General features: G+C 70.7%; 13 protein-coding genes. 11 read left to right on the forward strand and 2 right to left on the reverse strand.

Annotated features, from left to right (window positions below; genetic code table 11):
* Nucleotides 1-440 precede the first annotated feature (440 nt).
* The 3 genes from FOH10_RS08250 to FOH10_RS08260 all read left to right on the forward strand — a co-directional run bounded on the left by FOH10_RS08250 (nucleotide 441) and on the right by FOH10_RS08260 (nucleotide 3,360).
* The gene (locus FOH10_RS08250) at nucleotides 441-1,073 is read left to right on the forward strand and encodes a C40 family peptidase (protein ID WP_143980286.1); all 633 of its coding nucleotides are present in this window, start codon (nucleotides 441-443) and stop codon (nucleotides 1,071-1,073) included.
* A gap of 161 nt (nucleotides 1,074-1,234) precedes the next feature.
* Nucleotides 1,235-2,260, forward strand: a complete 1,026-nt coding sequence (locus FOH10_RS08255) for an NlpC/P60 family protein (protein ID WP_143980287.1) — start codon at nucleotides 1,235-1,237, stop codon at nucleotides 2,258-2,260.
* Nucleotides 2,261-2,346: 86 nt separating this feature from the next.
* Entirely contained in the window at nucleotides 2,347-3,360 is a 1,014-nt protein-coding gene (locus tag FOH10_RS08260; protein ID WP_143980288.1) for a peptidase MA family metallohydrolase, read from the forward strand.
* Between the two features lie 224 nt (nucleotides 3,361-3,584).
* Here FOH10_RS08260 and FOH10_RS08265 read toward each other — a convergent pair whose 3' ends face one another.
* Complete coding sequence (locus FOH10_RS08265; RefSeq protein ID WP_143980289.1) at nucleotides 3,585-4,226, reverse strand: methyltransferase domain-containing protein; 642 nt, start codon at nucleotides 4,224-4,226, stop codon at nucleotides 3,585-3,587.
* A gap of 232 nt (nucleotides 4,227-4,458) precedes the next feature.
* Between FOH10_RS08265 and FOH10_RS08270 the strand changes: the two genes are divergently transcribed.
* The 7 genes from FOH10_RS08270 to FOH10_RS08300 all read left to right on the forward strand — a co-directional run bounded on the left by FOH10_RS08270 (nucleotide 4,459) and on the right by FOH10_RS08300 (nucleotide 11,888).
* A complete protein-coding gene (locus FOH10_RS08270) occupies nucleotides 4,459-5,625 on the forward strand; it encodes a glycosyltransferase family 4 protein (protein ID WP_143980290.1) in 1,167 nt (388 codons plus the stop codon).
* Between the two features lie 25 nt (nucleotides 5,626-5,650).
* On the forward strand, nucleotides 5,651-6,037 hold the full coding sequence (locus FOH10_RS08275; RefSeq protein WP_039812266.1) for a hypothetical protein: 387 nt from the start codon (nucleotides 5,651-5,653) through the stop codon (nucleotides 6,035-6,037).
* 47 nt (nucleotides 6,038-6,084) lie between these two features.
* Nucleotides 6,085-6,522 (forward strand): SRPBCC family protein, encoded by a 438-nt coding sequence (locus FOH10_RS08280; protein WP_029929352.1) that lies wholly within the window; start codon nucleotides 6,085-6,087, stop codon nucleotides 6,520-6,522.
* 38 nt (nucleotides 6,523-6,560) lie between these two features.
* On the forward strand, nucleotides 6,561-7,850 hold the full coding sequence (locus FOH10_RS08285; protein WP_308212883.1) for an ArsA family ATPase: 1,290 nt from the start codon (nucleotides 6,561-6,563) through the stop codon (nucleotides 7,848-7,850).
* Complete coding sequence (locus FOH10_RS34745) at nucleotides 7,847-9,613, forward strand: hypothetical protein (RefSeq protein ID WP_186000761.1); 1,767 nt, start codon at nucleotides 7,847-7,849, stop codon at nucleotides 9,611-9,613. The genes FOH10_RS08285 and FOH10_RS34745 overlap by 4 nt, the downstream gene beginning before the upstream one ends.
* Nucleotides 9,610-10,614, forward strand: a complete 1,005-nt coding sequence (locus FOH10_RS08295; protein ID WP_039812271.1) for an ROK family glucokinase — start codon at nucleotides 9,610-9,612, stop codon at nucleotides 10,612-10,614. Before FOH10_RS34745 ends, FOH10_RS08295 begins: the two co-directional genes overlap by 4 nt.
* A 548-nt stretch (nucleotides 10,615-11,162) precedes the next feature.
* Nucleotides 11,163-11,888 carry a lysophospholipid acyltransferase family protein gene (locus FOH10_RS08300; RefSeq protein ID WP_029929345.1) on the forward strand — a complete coding sequence of 242 codons (726 nt, stop codon included), beginning with the start codon at nucleotides 11,163-11,165 and terminating at the stop codon, nucleotides 11,886-11,888.
* 81 nt (nucleotides 11,889-11,969) lie between these two features.
* On the opposite strand, the gene FOH10_RS08305 is transcribed toward FOH10_RS08300, so the two are convergent.
* On the reverse strand, nucleotides 11,970-12,485 hold the full coding sequence (locus FOH10_RS08305; protein WP_039812274.1) for a polyadenylate-specific 3'-exoribonuclease AS: 516 nt from the start codon (nucleotides 12,483-12,485) through the stop codon (nucleotides 11,970-11,972).
* 236 nt (nucleotides 12,486-12,721) lie between these two features.
* On the opposite strand from FOH10_RS08305, the gene FOH10_RS08310 reads away from it, so the two are divergent.
* A complete protein-coding gene (locus FOH10_RS08310) occupies nucleotides 12,722-14,110 on the forward strand; it encodes a class II 3-deoxy-7-phosphoheptulonate synthase (protein ID WP_039812276.1) in 1,389 nt (462 codons plus the stop codon).
* Nucleotides 14,111-14,153 lie beyond the last annotated feature (43 nt).

The following is a 14,153-nucleotide window of genomic DNA, read 5'->3' on the forward strand; positions in this document are numbered from 1 at the left end:
TGACCAGGGTCACAGTTATTCGCATTGTCGATCAATGCGGGCGGGGTGACCGGACGGTCCGGTGGGTCGCCCGGCGCGTACGGGCGGGTTGCCGGGCATGTCGGCGCGGCGGGTCGCGGGGTCGGGCGTGTCCTGATCAATGACTATGTGCCTGAGCAGGGGATATTCGGTAATAGCCGAGATAGAGCGCGCTATGGATGAGCGCGCGCTACCGCTCGGTAGCCGTCGCGACGCTCCCGGCGAAACGGCCGTCGTTATTGTTTCGTGATTGCTGTGACTTTTGTCGCACCGAAATAGGGGTGGTCAACAATTTGGCGTAGTCCGGGTACGACTTCGGGTTTACAAACCACCGTTATCGGCTCGTAATCTTCCTGAGACCTCGCGGAGTCCGACCCACCAAACCGGTGCGGCGTCGCGGGGCAGATTGGAAGTACCTCACCATGGCGACCAACACCGTCAAGCGACAGGCCCGGGGCGTGCAGCGCAGTGCGCAGCGAGCCGTCGCGGCCGGCGCCGTCGGCGCTGCCACGCTGAGCGCGCTGCTGCTGCCCGCCGCCCCCGCATCGGCGCAGCCGGTGACCATCCCCGGCGTCGGCACCTTCGACGTCCCCGATCAGGTTCAGCTGCCCGCGGGCATTCCGGGTGTGCCGGAGTCCGTTCCGGTCGTGATCCCGCCGATTCCGGGTGTCGAGGTGCCGCCCCCGCCCGCCCCGTTCGTCGCCCCGCAGAAGACCGCGGGCGAACTCGCCGTCGACGCCGCGCTGAGCAAGGTCGGCTCCCCGTACGTGTACGGCGCCGCGGGCCCGAACGCCTTCGACTGCTCGGGTCTGGTGAAGTGGTCCTACGCCCAGGCCGGTGTGGACCTGCCGCGCACCAGCTACGCACAGCTCAACGCCGGCACCCCGGTCTCCTACGACGCGCTGCAGCCCGGCGACATCGTGTCGTTCTACGGCGGCGGCCACTCCGGCATCTACGTCGGCAACGGTGAGGTCGTGCACGCCTCGACCTCCGGCCAGCCGGTGAAGGTGGCCCCCATCTCCTCGATGCCGTTCACCGGAGCCCGTCGCGTCTGAGCTGCGAAATCCACGGCGGCCGTGACCCTTTCGTGTCCTACTGGACACGCACGGCCGCCGTTTCGTAACCTTATCGAGACCTTTCTTTCCAACTCGGGGTAAGAGACGGGGACACGCCGACGGTGGCAGCGCAGCAGCGGATACAGCGAACCAAACGACTCGTGGGCGGGGCTCTGACGGTCGGCGTCCTGGTCGTCGCCGGTTACGGAGGCGGCCCGGCCACCGCCGACCCGGTCACCACCCCCGCCACCGCCGGTGAGGCCGTCACCACCCTGGTGGATCTGTCCCGGCAGTCCGAACAGCTCAATCAGGCCGCGCTCAACGCCCAGGCCGACCTCGACGCCAAGGTCGCCGCCGCCGAGGCCGCCGATGCCACGGCCGCCGAAGCCGCCCGGGTCCTCGGCGACGCCCGCGCCGAAATCGAGAAGTACCGGCCGGTCATCGACCGCGCGGCGGCCGCCGCCTACACCGGCGGCCGCAACAACCAGCTCACCGCGCTGCTGGCCAGTAGTTCACCGCAGCAACTCCTCGACCAGATGTCCACGCTGGCACTGGTCGGCAGCCGTACCGACGCACAGCTGAGCGAGTACAAGAAGGTCAGCGACGCGGCCGCCGCCGCCGAATCCGCCGCCCGCGCCGCCGCCGACGCCGCCAATGCCGCGCGCGCCCAGGCCGACGCCGTGCGCGCCGACCTCGAGCACAAGCGTTCCGAACTCCAGGGATCCATCGCACAGGTCATCGCCGCCTGGGGGCAGCTGTCGGCCAGCGACAAGTCCGCCCTCGCCGGATCCATGTTCCCGCCCGGCTTCGACCGCGACACCCTGCTGCGCGGACTGGTACCCGGCAGCGGCACCAGTGCGCTGGCCGCCGGACTCACCCGGGTCGGCGCGCCCTATGTCTGGGGTGCGGTCGGACCCGACCAGTTCGACTGCTCCGGCCTGGTGCAGTGGGCGTTCAAACAGGTCGGCAAGAACGTGCCGCGCACCAGCCAGCAGCAGTCGCAGTTCGGCACGCCGGTGGCGCAGGCCGATCTGCAGCCCGGGGACGTGGTGTTCTTCTACCCTGAGGTGTCACATGTGGGCATCTACGCGGGCAACGGTCTGATGCTGCACGCCTCCACCTTCGGCGTGCCGGTAGCGGTCGCCCCGATGGGCTCCACACCCTTCCATTCGGCGCGACGCTACTGATACGAGGCGGGCATGGGCGTTCAGGTGTGGAGGGGGCAGCGGTGTGTTACCGCGGAGCGCCACGCTCATATGGGAAAGAGCGCAGCATGAGCGCGCTGCGGGGGTTGCGGGGGTGGCTGGGTACGCGGCGGCGGTTCCAGTTCGTGGTCACGCTCGTCATGGTGATGACGCTGACCGGGACCTGTGGTGCGTTGCTGCTGCTGCCTACGACGGTGGTGCCGAAACTGCGGGCGGGTACGCCGCCCGCGGCGACGCCGCAGTCGAGTGTGGTCGCCGATCCGCAGTTGGAGCGGGTGCGGCGGACGATGGCGTCCTACGGTGAGGTGGTCAGCGAGACCGTCGCGCTCCGGGACGGGCAGGCCGGGATCGTGCTCGGACATCCGGCGCAGCGGGATGCCATCGACATCCTGGCCGCCGAACTCGACGACGCCACCGCGGCCGTGACCGCGCTCTGGGGAACCGACTGGTCACGCGCTCCCGTGGTGGTGATCGCCACCAGCCCATCGGAATTCGCCGGACTCACGAACACCGTGGGCGAGGTGCCCGCCGAGGTGGCCGCGGTGACCGTCGCCGATCCGTTCCGGCCCGGGAGCCGACCCACCGGGCAGCGGGTGGTGTTCGGCCCGGAATCCGGGGATCGCCTCGGCCCCGACGGGCTGCGCTCGGTGCTGCGGCACGAACTCACCCATATCGCCACGCGCGCGGTAACCGTGGACGGGTCACCACAGTGGATGCTCGAGGGTTTCGCCGAATACGCGGCACATCGTGGCGGAAACCGGACCGCCGCCGAGATCGCGCCCACCCTGGCCGCGCGGGCCCGTGCCGGGGAACTGCCGCGCGACCTGCCGGCGGACGCGGTCTTCGCACCGAGCAGCGGACAGGCCGCGTCGGCCTACGAACAGGCGTGGTCCGCCTGCGCTTTCATCGCCGACGAATTCGGCGATTCCACACTGGTGAACCTGTATCGCTCCCTCGCGACGGGTCCCAAGAACGTCGCGGCCGTGGACGACATCCTGCGCGACACTCTGGGGACCCCTCGCGAGGGTTTCCTCGCCCGCTGGCGATCGTGGATCGTCACCCGGACGGCGGCGGGGGCGTAGCCGACGGGAGTGCTGCGCACGAACGTCCCGAGCGTCTGGCGGCGGGTATAGCCGCGGGTGGACGGACCGGGCGCGCACGGACGCTCGGCTACCGCAGCGCGAGGGCATCCGCTGGGCAGCCGCGCTGTGCGCGCGCTGGGAGCAGCGTCCTTCGCGTTCGGTGACGCGCGCCTGACCGTGTGCGGCGTGGTGTGTCGCGGTAGGCACCGCTCGATGCCGCGCGCTCACACGTGCTGCCGTGCCACCAGGAGATGGAACGGCACCGGACCGCCCGGGAGTGGTTTGTCCTCGACGTCGAATCCCGCTCGTCCCAGCGCGGCCTGGATATCCGCCACGGGACGCAGTCGGAATCCGTACGGCGTGAAGGGCATCTTCGCCATGGCGTCCGGGTCGCCGACGCCGATGACCAGGCGGCCCTTCGGGCGCAGCACCCGGGCCAGTTCGGCGCAGGCGCGGTCCAGGTCCGCGACGAAGTAGAGAGTGTTGACGGTGATGGCGGCGTCGAGGCTGTCGGCGCCGAAGGGCAGGTCGTCCAGGGAGCCCGCGAGCAGGCGCAGCCGACCGGCTCCGATCTCGGCGGTATGGCGGGATGTGGCGCGTGTCAGCATGTCGGTGGAGATCTCGACGCCGTACACCACCCCGTCGGCTCCGGCGCGCTCGAGCAGCAGCGGCAGTCCGACGCCGCCGCCGAAGCCGATATCGGCCGCGACCTCGCCCGCCGCCACCTCGGCGGCCTCGACCGCCGCGGCGATCGCGGCCCGGTTACCGCGGTTCAGCATGAGAGCCACGACTTTTCCGAGGGGGCCGCTGGGATGGCCGAGCTGCCCGGCCACGATCGACATCAGTCGTCCGGCAAGTGAATTCATGCTCAGGCAGCCTATGCGGCGCGGCCGGTCCCGTCATCGGCGGTGCGCGCGCATATGCGCATACGACCGCGGCCGGTGCGCGTGCTGCGGGCCGGGCGGCCGGGTCCGCGACACGGTGCCCCGGGGACGATCTACGGCATGTCGGCGCGGGAACGCGGCGTGGCGCCCTACAGCGGGTGCGCGAAGTCGGCCGCGGACCGGGCGGCGGAGGCCGGTGCAGTAGTTTGAGGGCATGGGGCGAACTCTCCTGGTTACCAATGATTTCCCGCCGCGGCCGGGCGGCATCCAGTCGTACCTGCACGCGCTCGCCCTACAGTTGCCCGCGGACGAACTGGTGGTGTACGCGCCGCGCTGGCGGGGCGACAGCCACTGGAAATTCGACGCGCAGCAGCCGTTCCAGGTGGTGCGGCACCCGACCACACTCATGCTGCCCACCCCGCTGGTGCTGCGGCGCACCCGCAAACTGCTGCGCGACGAGCAGTGCGACAGCGTGTGGTTCGGTGCGGCCGCGCCGCTGGCGCTGCTCTCGCCCCTGTTGCGCCGGTCGGGAGCCGAACGCATCGTCGCCTCGACGCACGGGCACGAGGTGGGCTGGTCCATGCTGCCCGGTTCGCGGCAGGCGCTGCGGGTGATCGGCGATCACACCGATGTGGTGACCTACGTCAGCAAATACACGCGGCGGCGGTTCGCGGCGGCCTTCGGGGCGCAGTCGGCGCTGGAGTATCTGCCCCCCGCCGTGGATTCGGAGACCTTCGCACCCGATCCGGCGGCACGGGCCGAACTGCGCGCCCGCTACGGCCTGGGCGACCGGCCGACCATTCTGTGCCTGTCCCGGCTGGTCCCGCGCAAGGGTCAGGACGTACTCATCCTGGCCATGCGCTGGATCAAGGAGCGGATCGACGGCGCGGTGCTGGTCATCGCGGGCAGCGGGCCGTACGAGCAGAAGCTCCGGGCGCTCGCACAGGCCATGGGCGTGGCCGACGACGTGGTCTTCACCGGTCGCGTGCCCGCGGCCGAACTGGCCGCCCACCACACCATCGGCGATGTCTTCGCCATGCCCTGCCGCACCCGCGGTTTCGGTCTGGACGTGGAAGGGCTGGGCATCGTCTTCCTGGAGGCGTCCGCGTCCGGGGTACCGGTGGTGGCGGGCGATTCGGGCGGCGCGCCGGAAACCGTGCGGGAGGGCGAGACCGGCAAGGTCGTCAAGGGCGGCGACCCGATGGCCGTCGCCGATGCCATCGTCGAGATCCTCTCCGACCGCGATGCCGCCGCCGCCATGGGCGCCGCCGGACGCGCCTGGGTGCAACGCCAGTGGCGCTGGGACGCCATGGGCGCCCGCCTGCGCCACCTGCTGGATCCCGCACCGCACCCTGTCCGCCCCGGCCCGACGCTCGACTGATCCCCGGTCCGCTAGGCTCAGCCGGGTGAGCAGTATCCAGGTTGCCGACCAGACGTTCGTCGCCGCGCCCGGGGCGGCGGTGGGCGAACTGCTGGCCGATCGCGCCCGCTGGCGCCACTGGTGGCCCGACCTCACACTCGACGTGCGAGAAGATCGGGGCGAGAAGGGGATTCGCTGGACCGTCAAGGGACCGCTGACCGGCACCATGGAGGTGTGGTTGGAGGAGATGCTCGACGGCGTCATCCTGCACTACTTCCTGCACGCCGAACCGCCGGGCGCGGACGGCTTGTCGGCGCGTGATCTGATGGCCCGCAATCGGGCGCGCCGGGTCGCCGGGAAACGGATGGCCTTCGAGATCAAGGCGCGACTGGAGGCCGGACGACCGGCCGGCGTCGCTCCCGCGCCCCGCTGAGCACCGTCGCCACCACCGTCGTCGCTGGAAAGGAAGCGTTGCCCGATATGGCCGACCGGACGCAGAGGTCGATCGTCATCGACGCCCCGTCGGATCGGGTGATGGCCGTCATCGCCGACCTGGAGTCCTATCCGGAATGGGTGGCCGCGGCGCACGCGGTCGACATCCTGGAGAAGGGCTCCGACGGCCGTGCCCGCACCGCCCGCTTCGTGCTGGACGCGGGCGTCGTGAAGGACACCTACACCCTCGCCTACCGCTGGCGGCCGGACGGCAAGGCGGTGAGCTGGACGCTGGTGAGCGGTGACCTGCAGAAAGCGCAGGACGGCAGCTACGAGCTGATAGATCTGCCCGACGGCGGTACCCAGGTGGTGTACGAGCTGACGGTGGACCTGAACATCCCGATGATCGGCATGTTCAAACGCAAGGCCGAGAAGGTCATCACCGATACGGCATTGAAGGAACTCAAGAAACGGGTCGAAGGCTGACCGCGAGCAGGACCAGGCCGCAACCATCAACCACCCGGGTGGAACTGTTCGTCGGCAAGGGCGGGGTGGGCAAGACGACGCTGGCCTGCGCGACCGCCATGGCGTACGCGCGGGCCGGGCAGCGCGTGCTGCTCGCCTCCCTGGATCAGGCGCATTCGCTCGGTGACGCGTTGGGGGTGCGCATCGCGCACGATCCCGGCACGGTGCCGGGTGTGCAGGCGGTGCGTCCGGGCCTCGATGTGATCGAGGTGGATTCCCTTGCGCTGCTGGAGGATCGGTTCCGTGAGGTGCTGCGGATGCTGTCCGGCGCGGGACACGATCACGGTATCGACATCGGCGCGCTGGACCCCGCCGAGCTGACCGGACTGCCCGGCGTGCAGGAACTGCTGGCGCTGCTGGAGATCGCGCAGTTCGTGGCGGACGAGGACTGGGACGTGGTCGTGGTGGATTGCCCGCCGTCGGCCGATATGTTGCGCATCGTCACCGCACCCGACACCCTGCTCGGCTACCTGGAACGGGTCTGGCCCGCGCGCACCCGGACGTTGAGTGCCATCGGCGCGGATCTGCGACGCGCGGTGCTGGCCACCACGGTGGAGCGGATCGCGGCCGCGGTGTCGGGTGTGCGTGATCTGCTCGCCGATCGCACCCGCACCGGGGCGCGGCTGGTGACCGCCGCCGAGCGGGTGGCGGTGGCGGAATCGACGCGGGTGCGCTCGGCCGCGGTGCTGCTCGGCCTGCGGCTGGACGCGATCCTGGTGAACAAGGTGCTGCCGCCCATGCCGCCCGTCGAAACCCGCGAGCTGCCCGATGCGGGTTCGCCCGCCGGTCCGGCACACCCGGCGGTGCAGTGGTATTTCAACCGCCGTGCCGAACAGTTGGAGGTGGTCGCGGACTTGCGGCGGCGCGTGGCCCCGACACCGGTCGTGGTGGTGGGGCACACCGGTGCCGAACCGGTGGGTCTCTCGGCGCTGTCGGCGATGTCCTTCGATGTCGATGCGAGTGGCGGCTGGGTCGGATCCGAACCGGTCCCTATGCTGGGATCGGAAGTTGACGGTGTGCCCGCTGTCACCGGCGAGCCCATGGTGCGGCTGGAATCGGGGGCCGGCGTGCGGTCGGTGTACGCGATGCGCATGCACCTACCGGTGGTCGATCCGTCGACCCTGCGCCTGGGACGAGTGGAGGACGATTTGATCGTGGGAGCGGACGGGGTCCGGCGTCGCCTGCGCCTTGCCCCGGTGTTGCGGCGGTGCACGGTCGAGAACGCCGAACTCGATGGCGAACACCTCATCGTCCGATTCCGACCCGACCCTCAGGTATGGCCGATATGAGCGACCAGCACACCCGTGACCACCACGGCGCGAGCGAGGAGAACCTCGCCGAATTCGCCGCCGAACTCCGCCTGCTGGCCGAGGCCGTCCTGGAGCGCGTCGAACCCGTACTCCGTAAGACCGCCGCCGACGGCCGCGCCGAATGGTCCAGTTGCGCCTGGTGCCCCGTATGCGCCGCCGCGGCCCTGCTGCGCGGCGAACACCACGATGTGGTGGCCGCCATCGCCGACCACGGCACCGCCCTGGTGACGGTGCTGCGCGAAGCCCTCGCGGGAGTGCCGGTGGAGCCGATCATTCCACCCGAGGTGGATCCGGATTCGCCCGAATATGCTGGGGCGCATCGGCATTCGTGGAACGAGCACGGTGCCGGGCCGAAGGGTGGCGCGGGGTACACGGGTCATCCGGGCGCGGCCGCCGGGGCCTGGACCGAGGACATGGCCGGCGCTCCCGGCGCGGACCCTGGTGTGCCGGAACCGGATTCCGCGAGCCGCTCCGATGCGGTGGCTGGTCGTGATGCGGCGGCTGGCCGTGATGCGGCGGCCGGTCGTGATACCGCGACCGGCGCTGATGCCGCGACGGGTTCTGACAGCGCGACCGACTCTGGGGCGGTGACCGGCGCTGGATCGGCGACCGGTCCAGCGCGTGGCGGCTTCTGGAGCACGGTCGCCGCGAATCTCCGCTCGCCGGGCCGAGATTCGACGCGCGGCGACGCCGCGTCCGGTGGTGATGCTGCGTCGGGTGGTGGTGCTGCGTCGGGTGGTGGTGCTGCGTCGGGTGGTGGTGCTGCGTCGGGTGGTGGTGCTGCGTCGGGTGGTGGTGCTGCGTCGGGTGGTGGTGCTGCGTCGGGTGGCGGTGCTGCGTCGGGTGGCGGTGCTGCCTCGGGTGGTGACGCCGCGTCGGGTGGTGACGCCGCGTCGGGTGGTGAGAGCAGCGGCGGGAACCCGGTCGGTCCCACCGCCAGCGCCGGTTCGGGCGGGTATGGCAACGCGCCCGGATTCGGGGGTGCCGCGGGCGCCGATCCGTCGGCCACCTATCGGCAGCATTCCCGCGACGAGACCGCGCAGCGGATCCCAACCTCCAGTCGCACAGACTGGTTCACGGCGGCCGCGGGTCCGAGCGGCGGCGGTCCGACCGCATCGCCGGGCGATGTGGGCTCGTCGACCGAACCCGCACGCCCGTTCGCCGAGCCGACGCGTCCGGAACCCGCCACCGGCGGCTCACGCGGGGCCGACCTCGGGGCGCAACGCACGGGATACGCTGCGCCGCCGGTCTCTTCCGCCGGATTCGAGATGCCAGGCGCCGTCGGGATATCCGGTTCCGCCGGGGACGACAGGTCGGCACCACGTCCTCCGAACGACAACGGCGGCGGCCGGAGCGCCGCCGCCGGCGCACCGCGCGTCCAGTGGCAGCCGGGTGATCCGAGTGCGGCTCCCGGACCGGGCCATTCGCCTACCGGCGCGGAGCAGGCGGCAAGCGCGGCAGGCCCGATCTTCGGGCAGGCCGGTGGCCCGCACGGTGAGACCGGCCGGGACGCACGGCGATTCGCCGGTGACGCCGGGCGCGGAGGCGTCGGGCGCGGGCCGGAGTCGGGCAGCCGCGGGCAGGTGTCGGGGGGCCGCGGGCAGGAGTCGGGTAGCGGTGTGCCGTCGGCGGGCCGCGGTGGAGCGGGCGCGGGGCGCGGGGTACGGGGCACCGGACGTGAAGGGGCGGCGCGGTCCGGCTATGTTCCTATCTCCGTGACCATCAAGCCCCCTACAACATGACGGCCGCCATGGGGCAGCCGCTGACCGTCGGCGTGGATGTCGGCGGAACGAATATTCGCGCGTCCGTGGTGGACGGCGCGGGCGAGGTGCTGGATACCGTGACCGCGCCGACGCCGCAGTCGGCGCGGGCGCTGGAGGACGGGCTGGCGCGGGCGGTGCGCGAACTGTGTGCGCGCCATCGGATCGGCGCGGTCGGGCTCGCGGTGGCCGGATTCGTGGACGAGGATCGGGCCACGGTGCGGTTCGCCCCGCATCTGCCGTGGGAGGACGCGCCCGTCGCCACCCGGCTCACCGAACGGCTCGGCCTGCCCGTGATCCTGGAACACGACGCCAATTCCGCCATGTGGGCCGAATACCGGTTCGGCGCGGCCGCGGGCGGCCACAATGTGGTGCTGGTGGCGATCGGCACCGGGATAGGAGCCGCGCTGCTGGTCGGCGGCCAGCTGTATCGCGGAAGCTACGGTGTCGCACCGGAACTCGGCCACATCCAGGTGGTGCCCAACGGCCGCGCCTGCGCCTGCGGCAAACGTGGCTGCTGGGAACGGTATTGCAGCGGCACCGCGCTGGTCGATACGGCGCTGGAGCTGCTGGCCACCGATCCGCAGCGCTCCACCCTGCTGGCCCGCGAGGTGCACCGCGATCCCGATTCGCTGACCGGCCGCCGGGTGGCGGGCGCGGCGCAGGACGGCGATCCGGTGGCCCTCGACGTGATGGCGGACTTCGCGCGCTGGCTCGGCCTCGGACTGGCCGCCGTCAGCGATATCTTCGACCCGGACCTCATCGTCATCGCGGGCGGCGTGAGCACCTCGGCCCCGCTGTTCCTCGACGATGCCCGCGACCACTACGCCCAGTCCATCACCGGCGCGAAGCACCGGCGGCTGGCCCGCATCCGCACCGCGCAGCTCGGGGAGGCGGCGGGCATGATCGGCGCGGCCGAACTCGCCCGCGCGGCCCTGGTGGCGAACCCGGACGCGGTGTCGGCGGGCAACCCGCCCTGCTGAACCGCGTCCCGGACGGATCGGTGCCCGCCGGACCACGCTGTGCAACGCAGGACTGGTCCGTGTTCTCGCGACCGGATTGCTGTGTTCTCGCGGACTGGGTGTGGCATGTGCTCGACGGCCCGCTGCGCGCCGTGTCGGCGTTGTCCGAGGTGTCCGCGGGAGTGGGGCGTGTCCGCAGTACCCAGCTGTGTCCGCCGGATGGGCTGCGTCCGTGCGGCGCGGGGCAGGGTTATCGGGGGAGGACAGCGTTCTCGGGCCGGGCCGCGCCAGTGGGCGGTTGGCCCGTGTCGGACGCATACCGTTACCGTCGGACGCATACCGTCGGCGCGGCGGGGTATGCCGAAGGCGTTGCGGGCCGCGGCGTCTCGCCCCGGCCGCGACGGTGGCCTTGAAGCGCGGGCCGCTGCCAGCAGGTTCGGTGTGTGCCAACCGTGTGAAAACTGCCGCCGGGGTTGGTTACGCCGGAGTCTCGGCGGTAGAGTCGGCAGCTGACGGTGGTGCCCGCAATGAGGCCGGTCCCGATCAGGAAAATCAGGGGAAAGGACGCGATGTTCTACTGGCTGCTGAAGTTCGTGTTGGTGGGACCGCTCATGCATCTCGTCAACCGACCCGAGGTCGAGGGAGTGGAGCACATCCCGACCAAGGGCGCGGCGATTCTGGCCGGTAACCACCTGTCGTTCACCGACTGGCTGTTCACCCCGCTCATGAGCCCCCGACGCATCACCTATCTGGCCAAGGCCGAGTACTTCACCACCCCCGGCATCAAGGGCCGTTTGCAGAAGTTCTTCTTCTCCGGCACCGGCCAGTACCCCATCGACCGCAGCGGTGCCGACGCCGCCGAATCGGCCCTCAACACCGCCCGCAAGCTACTGGCGGAGGGCCGCCTGGTCGGCCTGTACCCGGAGGGCACCCGCTCCCCGGACGGCCGCCTCTACAAAGGCAAGACCGGGGTGGCACGCCTCGCCCTGGAGACCGGTGTCCCGGTGATCCCGGTGGCCCTGATCGGCACCGACGAGGTGTGCCCACCCGGTCCGTTCCGCTGGCGCAAGAAGAAGGTCATCGTGAAGTTCGGTGCGCCCATCGACTTCTCCCGCTACGAGGGCATGGGCGGCAACCGTTTCGTGGAGCGCGCCGTCACCGACGAGATCATGTACGAGCTCATGCGGATGTCGGGGCAGGAATACGTGGACGTGTACGCCGCCAGCCTGAAGAAGGGTGTGCCCACCGGTTCGCGGCCGGACGCCGACCGCATCCCGCAGACCATGGCGGGCTGACCACCGGATCGACCGCCGATTCGACGACGAGCCCCCGGGAAGACCGAGTCTTCCCGGGGGCTCGTCTGTCGCTTCCGGTTCTCAGCCCGCCGAGGTGGCGGTGTGGCGGACGAGCCGCCGGTGCGCCTCGATGGCCTCGAACTTGGCGAGGTTGTGCCGGGCGTCGGCGAGGGCGTCGTGCGCGTCCTTGGGGACGGGCGGCAGCGCGGGGCGGCCGTGCTGATCCCAGTGCTGGCGCAGTTCATTGGTGTAGCGGGGGAGCGCGTTGGGCAGATCCACCATGGAGCCCCAGAGTTGGCAGAGTGCGACGTGGTCGTACGCGCCGACCCAGGCCCACAGTTCGGGTTCCACACCGGGGCGGGGCACCAGGAATTTGTAGAGGTCGTCGCGGATGCGTTCGCGGCTGCGCCACAGCGGGGAGGAGGGCGGCGGCAGCTGCGGGAGCACGTAGCGGCGCACGAACGGACCGGCCTTGGATTCGTCGAATTCGGTTGATACCGCGTAATACTCGCGACCGTCCTCGCACACCACCGCGATTGAGACGAGGTCGATGACGATCCCGTCCTCAATGAATTCGCAGTCATAAAAATACCGCAAGGTCTCGGCCAGCTCCTCGGTCGGTGGTCGTCGGCACCCGCCGTCGACCCGCGTGTGGTGGGCATCCCGGCCGGGATACCCAGGGAACCACCCTATGTGCAGGCCCTGCTCCCGGCGTCGCTGGCATCCGGGAACGGCCGGCTCCCGGCGACCGGTCGGAACACTTCGGCACGGTGTGGTCGATTTCCACCCTGGGTGTAATCCACACGACGATTGCGGGTCCGTATTCTGAACGGGTGAACTGGACCGTCGACGTACCGATCGATCGCTTGCCGGAGTTGCCTCCGTTGCCCGCCGAGCTGCGTCGGCGGCTCGATGACGCGCTCGCCCGGCCCGCGCTACAGCAGCCGTCCTGGGATCCGGAGCTGGCCGCCAAGATGCGCACCGTGCTGGAGAGCGTGCCGCCCATCTGCGTGCCCGCCGAGGTGGAGGAGCTGAAGCTACGCCTGGCCGAGGTGGCCCGGGGTGAGGCGTTCCTCATGCAGGGCGGCGATTGCGCGGAGACCTTCGCCGACAACACCGAACCGCATATCCGCGGCAATATCCGCACCCTGCTCCAGATGGCGGTGGTGCTCACCTACGGCGCCAGCCTGCCCGTGGTGAAGGTGGCCCGCATCGCCGGGCAGTACGCCAAGCCGCGCTCGGCCGACCTGGACGCGCTGGGGCTGAAGTCCTACCGCGGCGATATGGTGAACTCCCTGGTCGCCGATCCCGCAGTGCGCGAACACGATCCGTCGCGACTGGTCCGCGCCTACGCCAACGCCTCCGCCGCCATGAACCTGGTGCGCGCGCTCACCTCCGCCGGCATGGCCGACCTGCACAAGGTGCACGACTGGAACCGCGAATTCGTGGCCCAGTCCCCGGCCGGGGCCCGCTACGAGGCGATGGCCACCGAGATCGACCGCGCTCTGGCGTTCATGAACGCCTGCCGGGTGAACGACCCGAACCTGTCCAGCGCCCGCCTCTACGCCTCGCACGAGGCCCTGGTGCTGGACTACGAGCGGGCCATGCTGCGGCTCAGCGAGCACCCCACCACCGGTGAGCCGGTGCTCTACGACCTGTCCGCGCACTTCCTGTGGATCGGGGAGCGCACCCGCCAGCTCGACGGCGCGCACATCGCCTTCGCGGAGCTGCTCGGCAACCCGATCGGCCTCAAGATCGGCCCGAGCACCACCCCCGAGATGGCGGTGGAGTACGTGGAGCGGCTGGACCCCAACAACGAGCCCGGTCGGCTCACCCTGGTCGCCCGCATGGGCAATGGCAAGGTGCGCGACGTGCTGCCCGCCATCATCGAGAAGGTGCAGGCCACCGGTCACCAGGTGATCTGGCAGTGCGACCCCATGCACGGCAACACCCACGAGGCGTCCAACGGCTACAAGACCCGCCACTTCGACCGCATCGTCGACGAGGTGCAGGGCTTCTTCGAGGTGCATCATGCGCTGGGCACCCATCCGGGCGGCCTGCACATCGAGCTCACCGGTGAACACGTCACCGAATGCCTCGGTGGCGCGCAGGACATCTCCGATCTGGATCTGGAGAACCGCTACGAGACCGCCTGTGATCCGCGCCTGAACACCCAGCAGTCCCTGGAGCTGGCCTTCCTGGTCGCGGAAATGCTGCGCTGAGAACCGGATTCACGCGTGTGGCCCGTGCCGATCGGCACGGGCC

Source organism: Nocardia otitidiscaviarum (assembly GCF_007362295.1).
Lineage (GTDB): Bacteria > Actinomycetota > Actinomycetes > Mycobacteriales > Mycobacteriaceae > Nocardia > Nocardia otitidiscaviarum.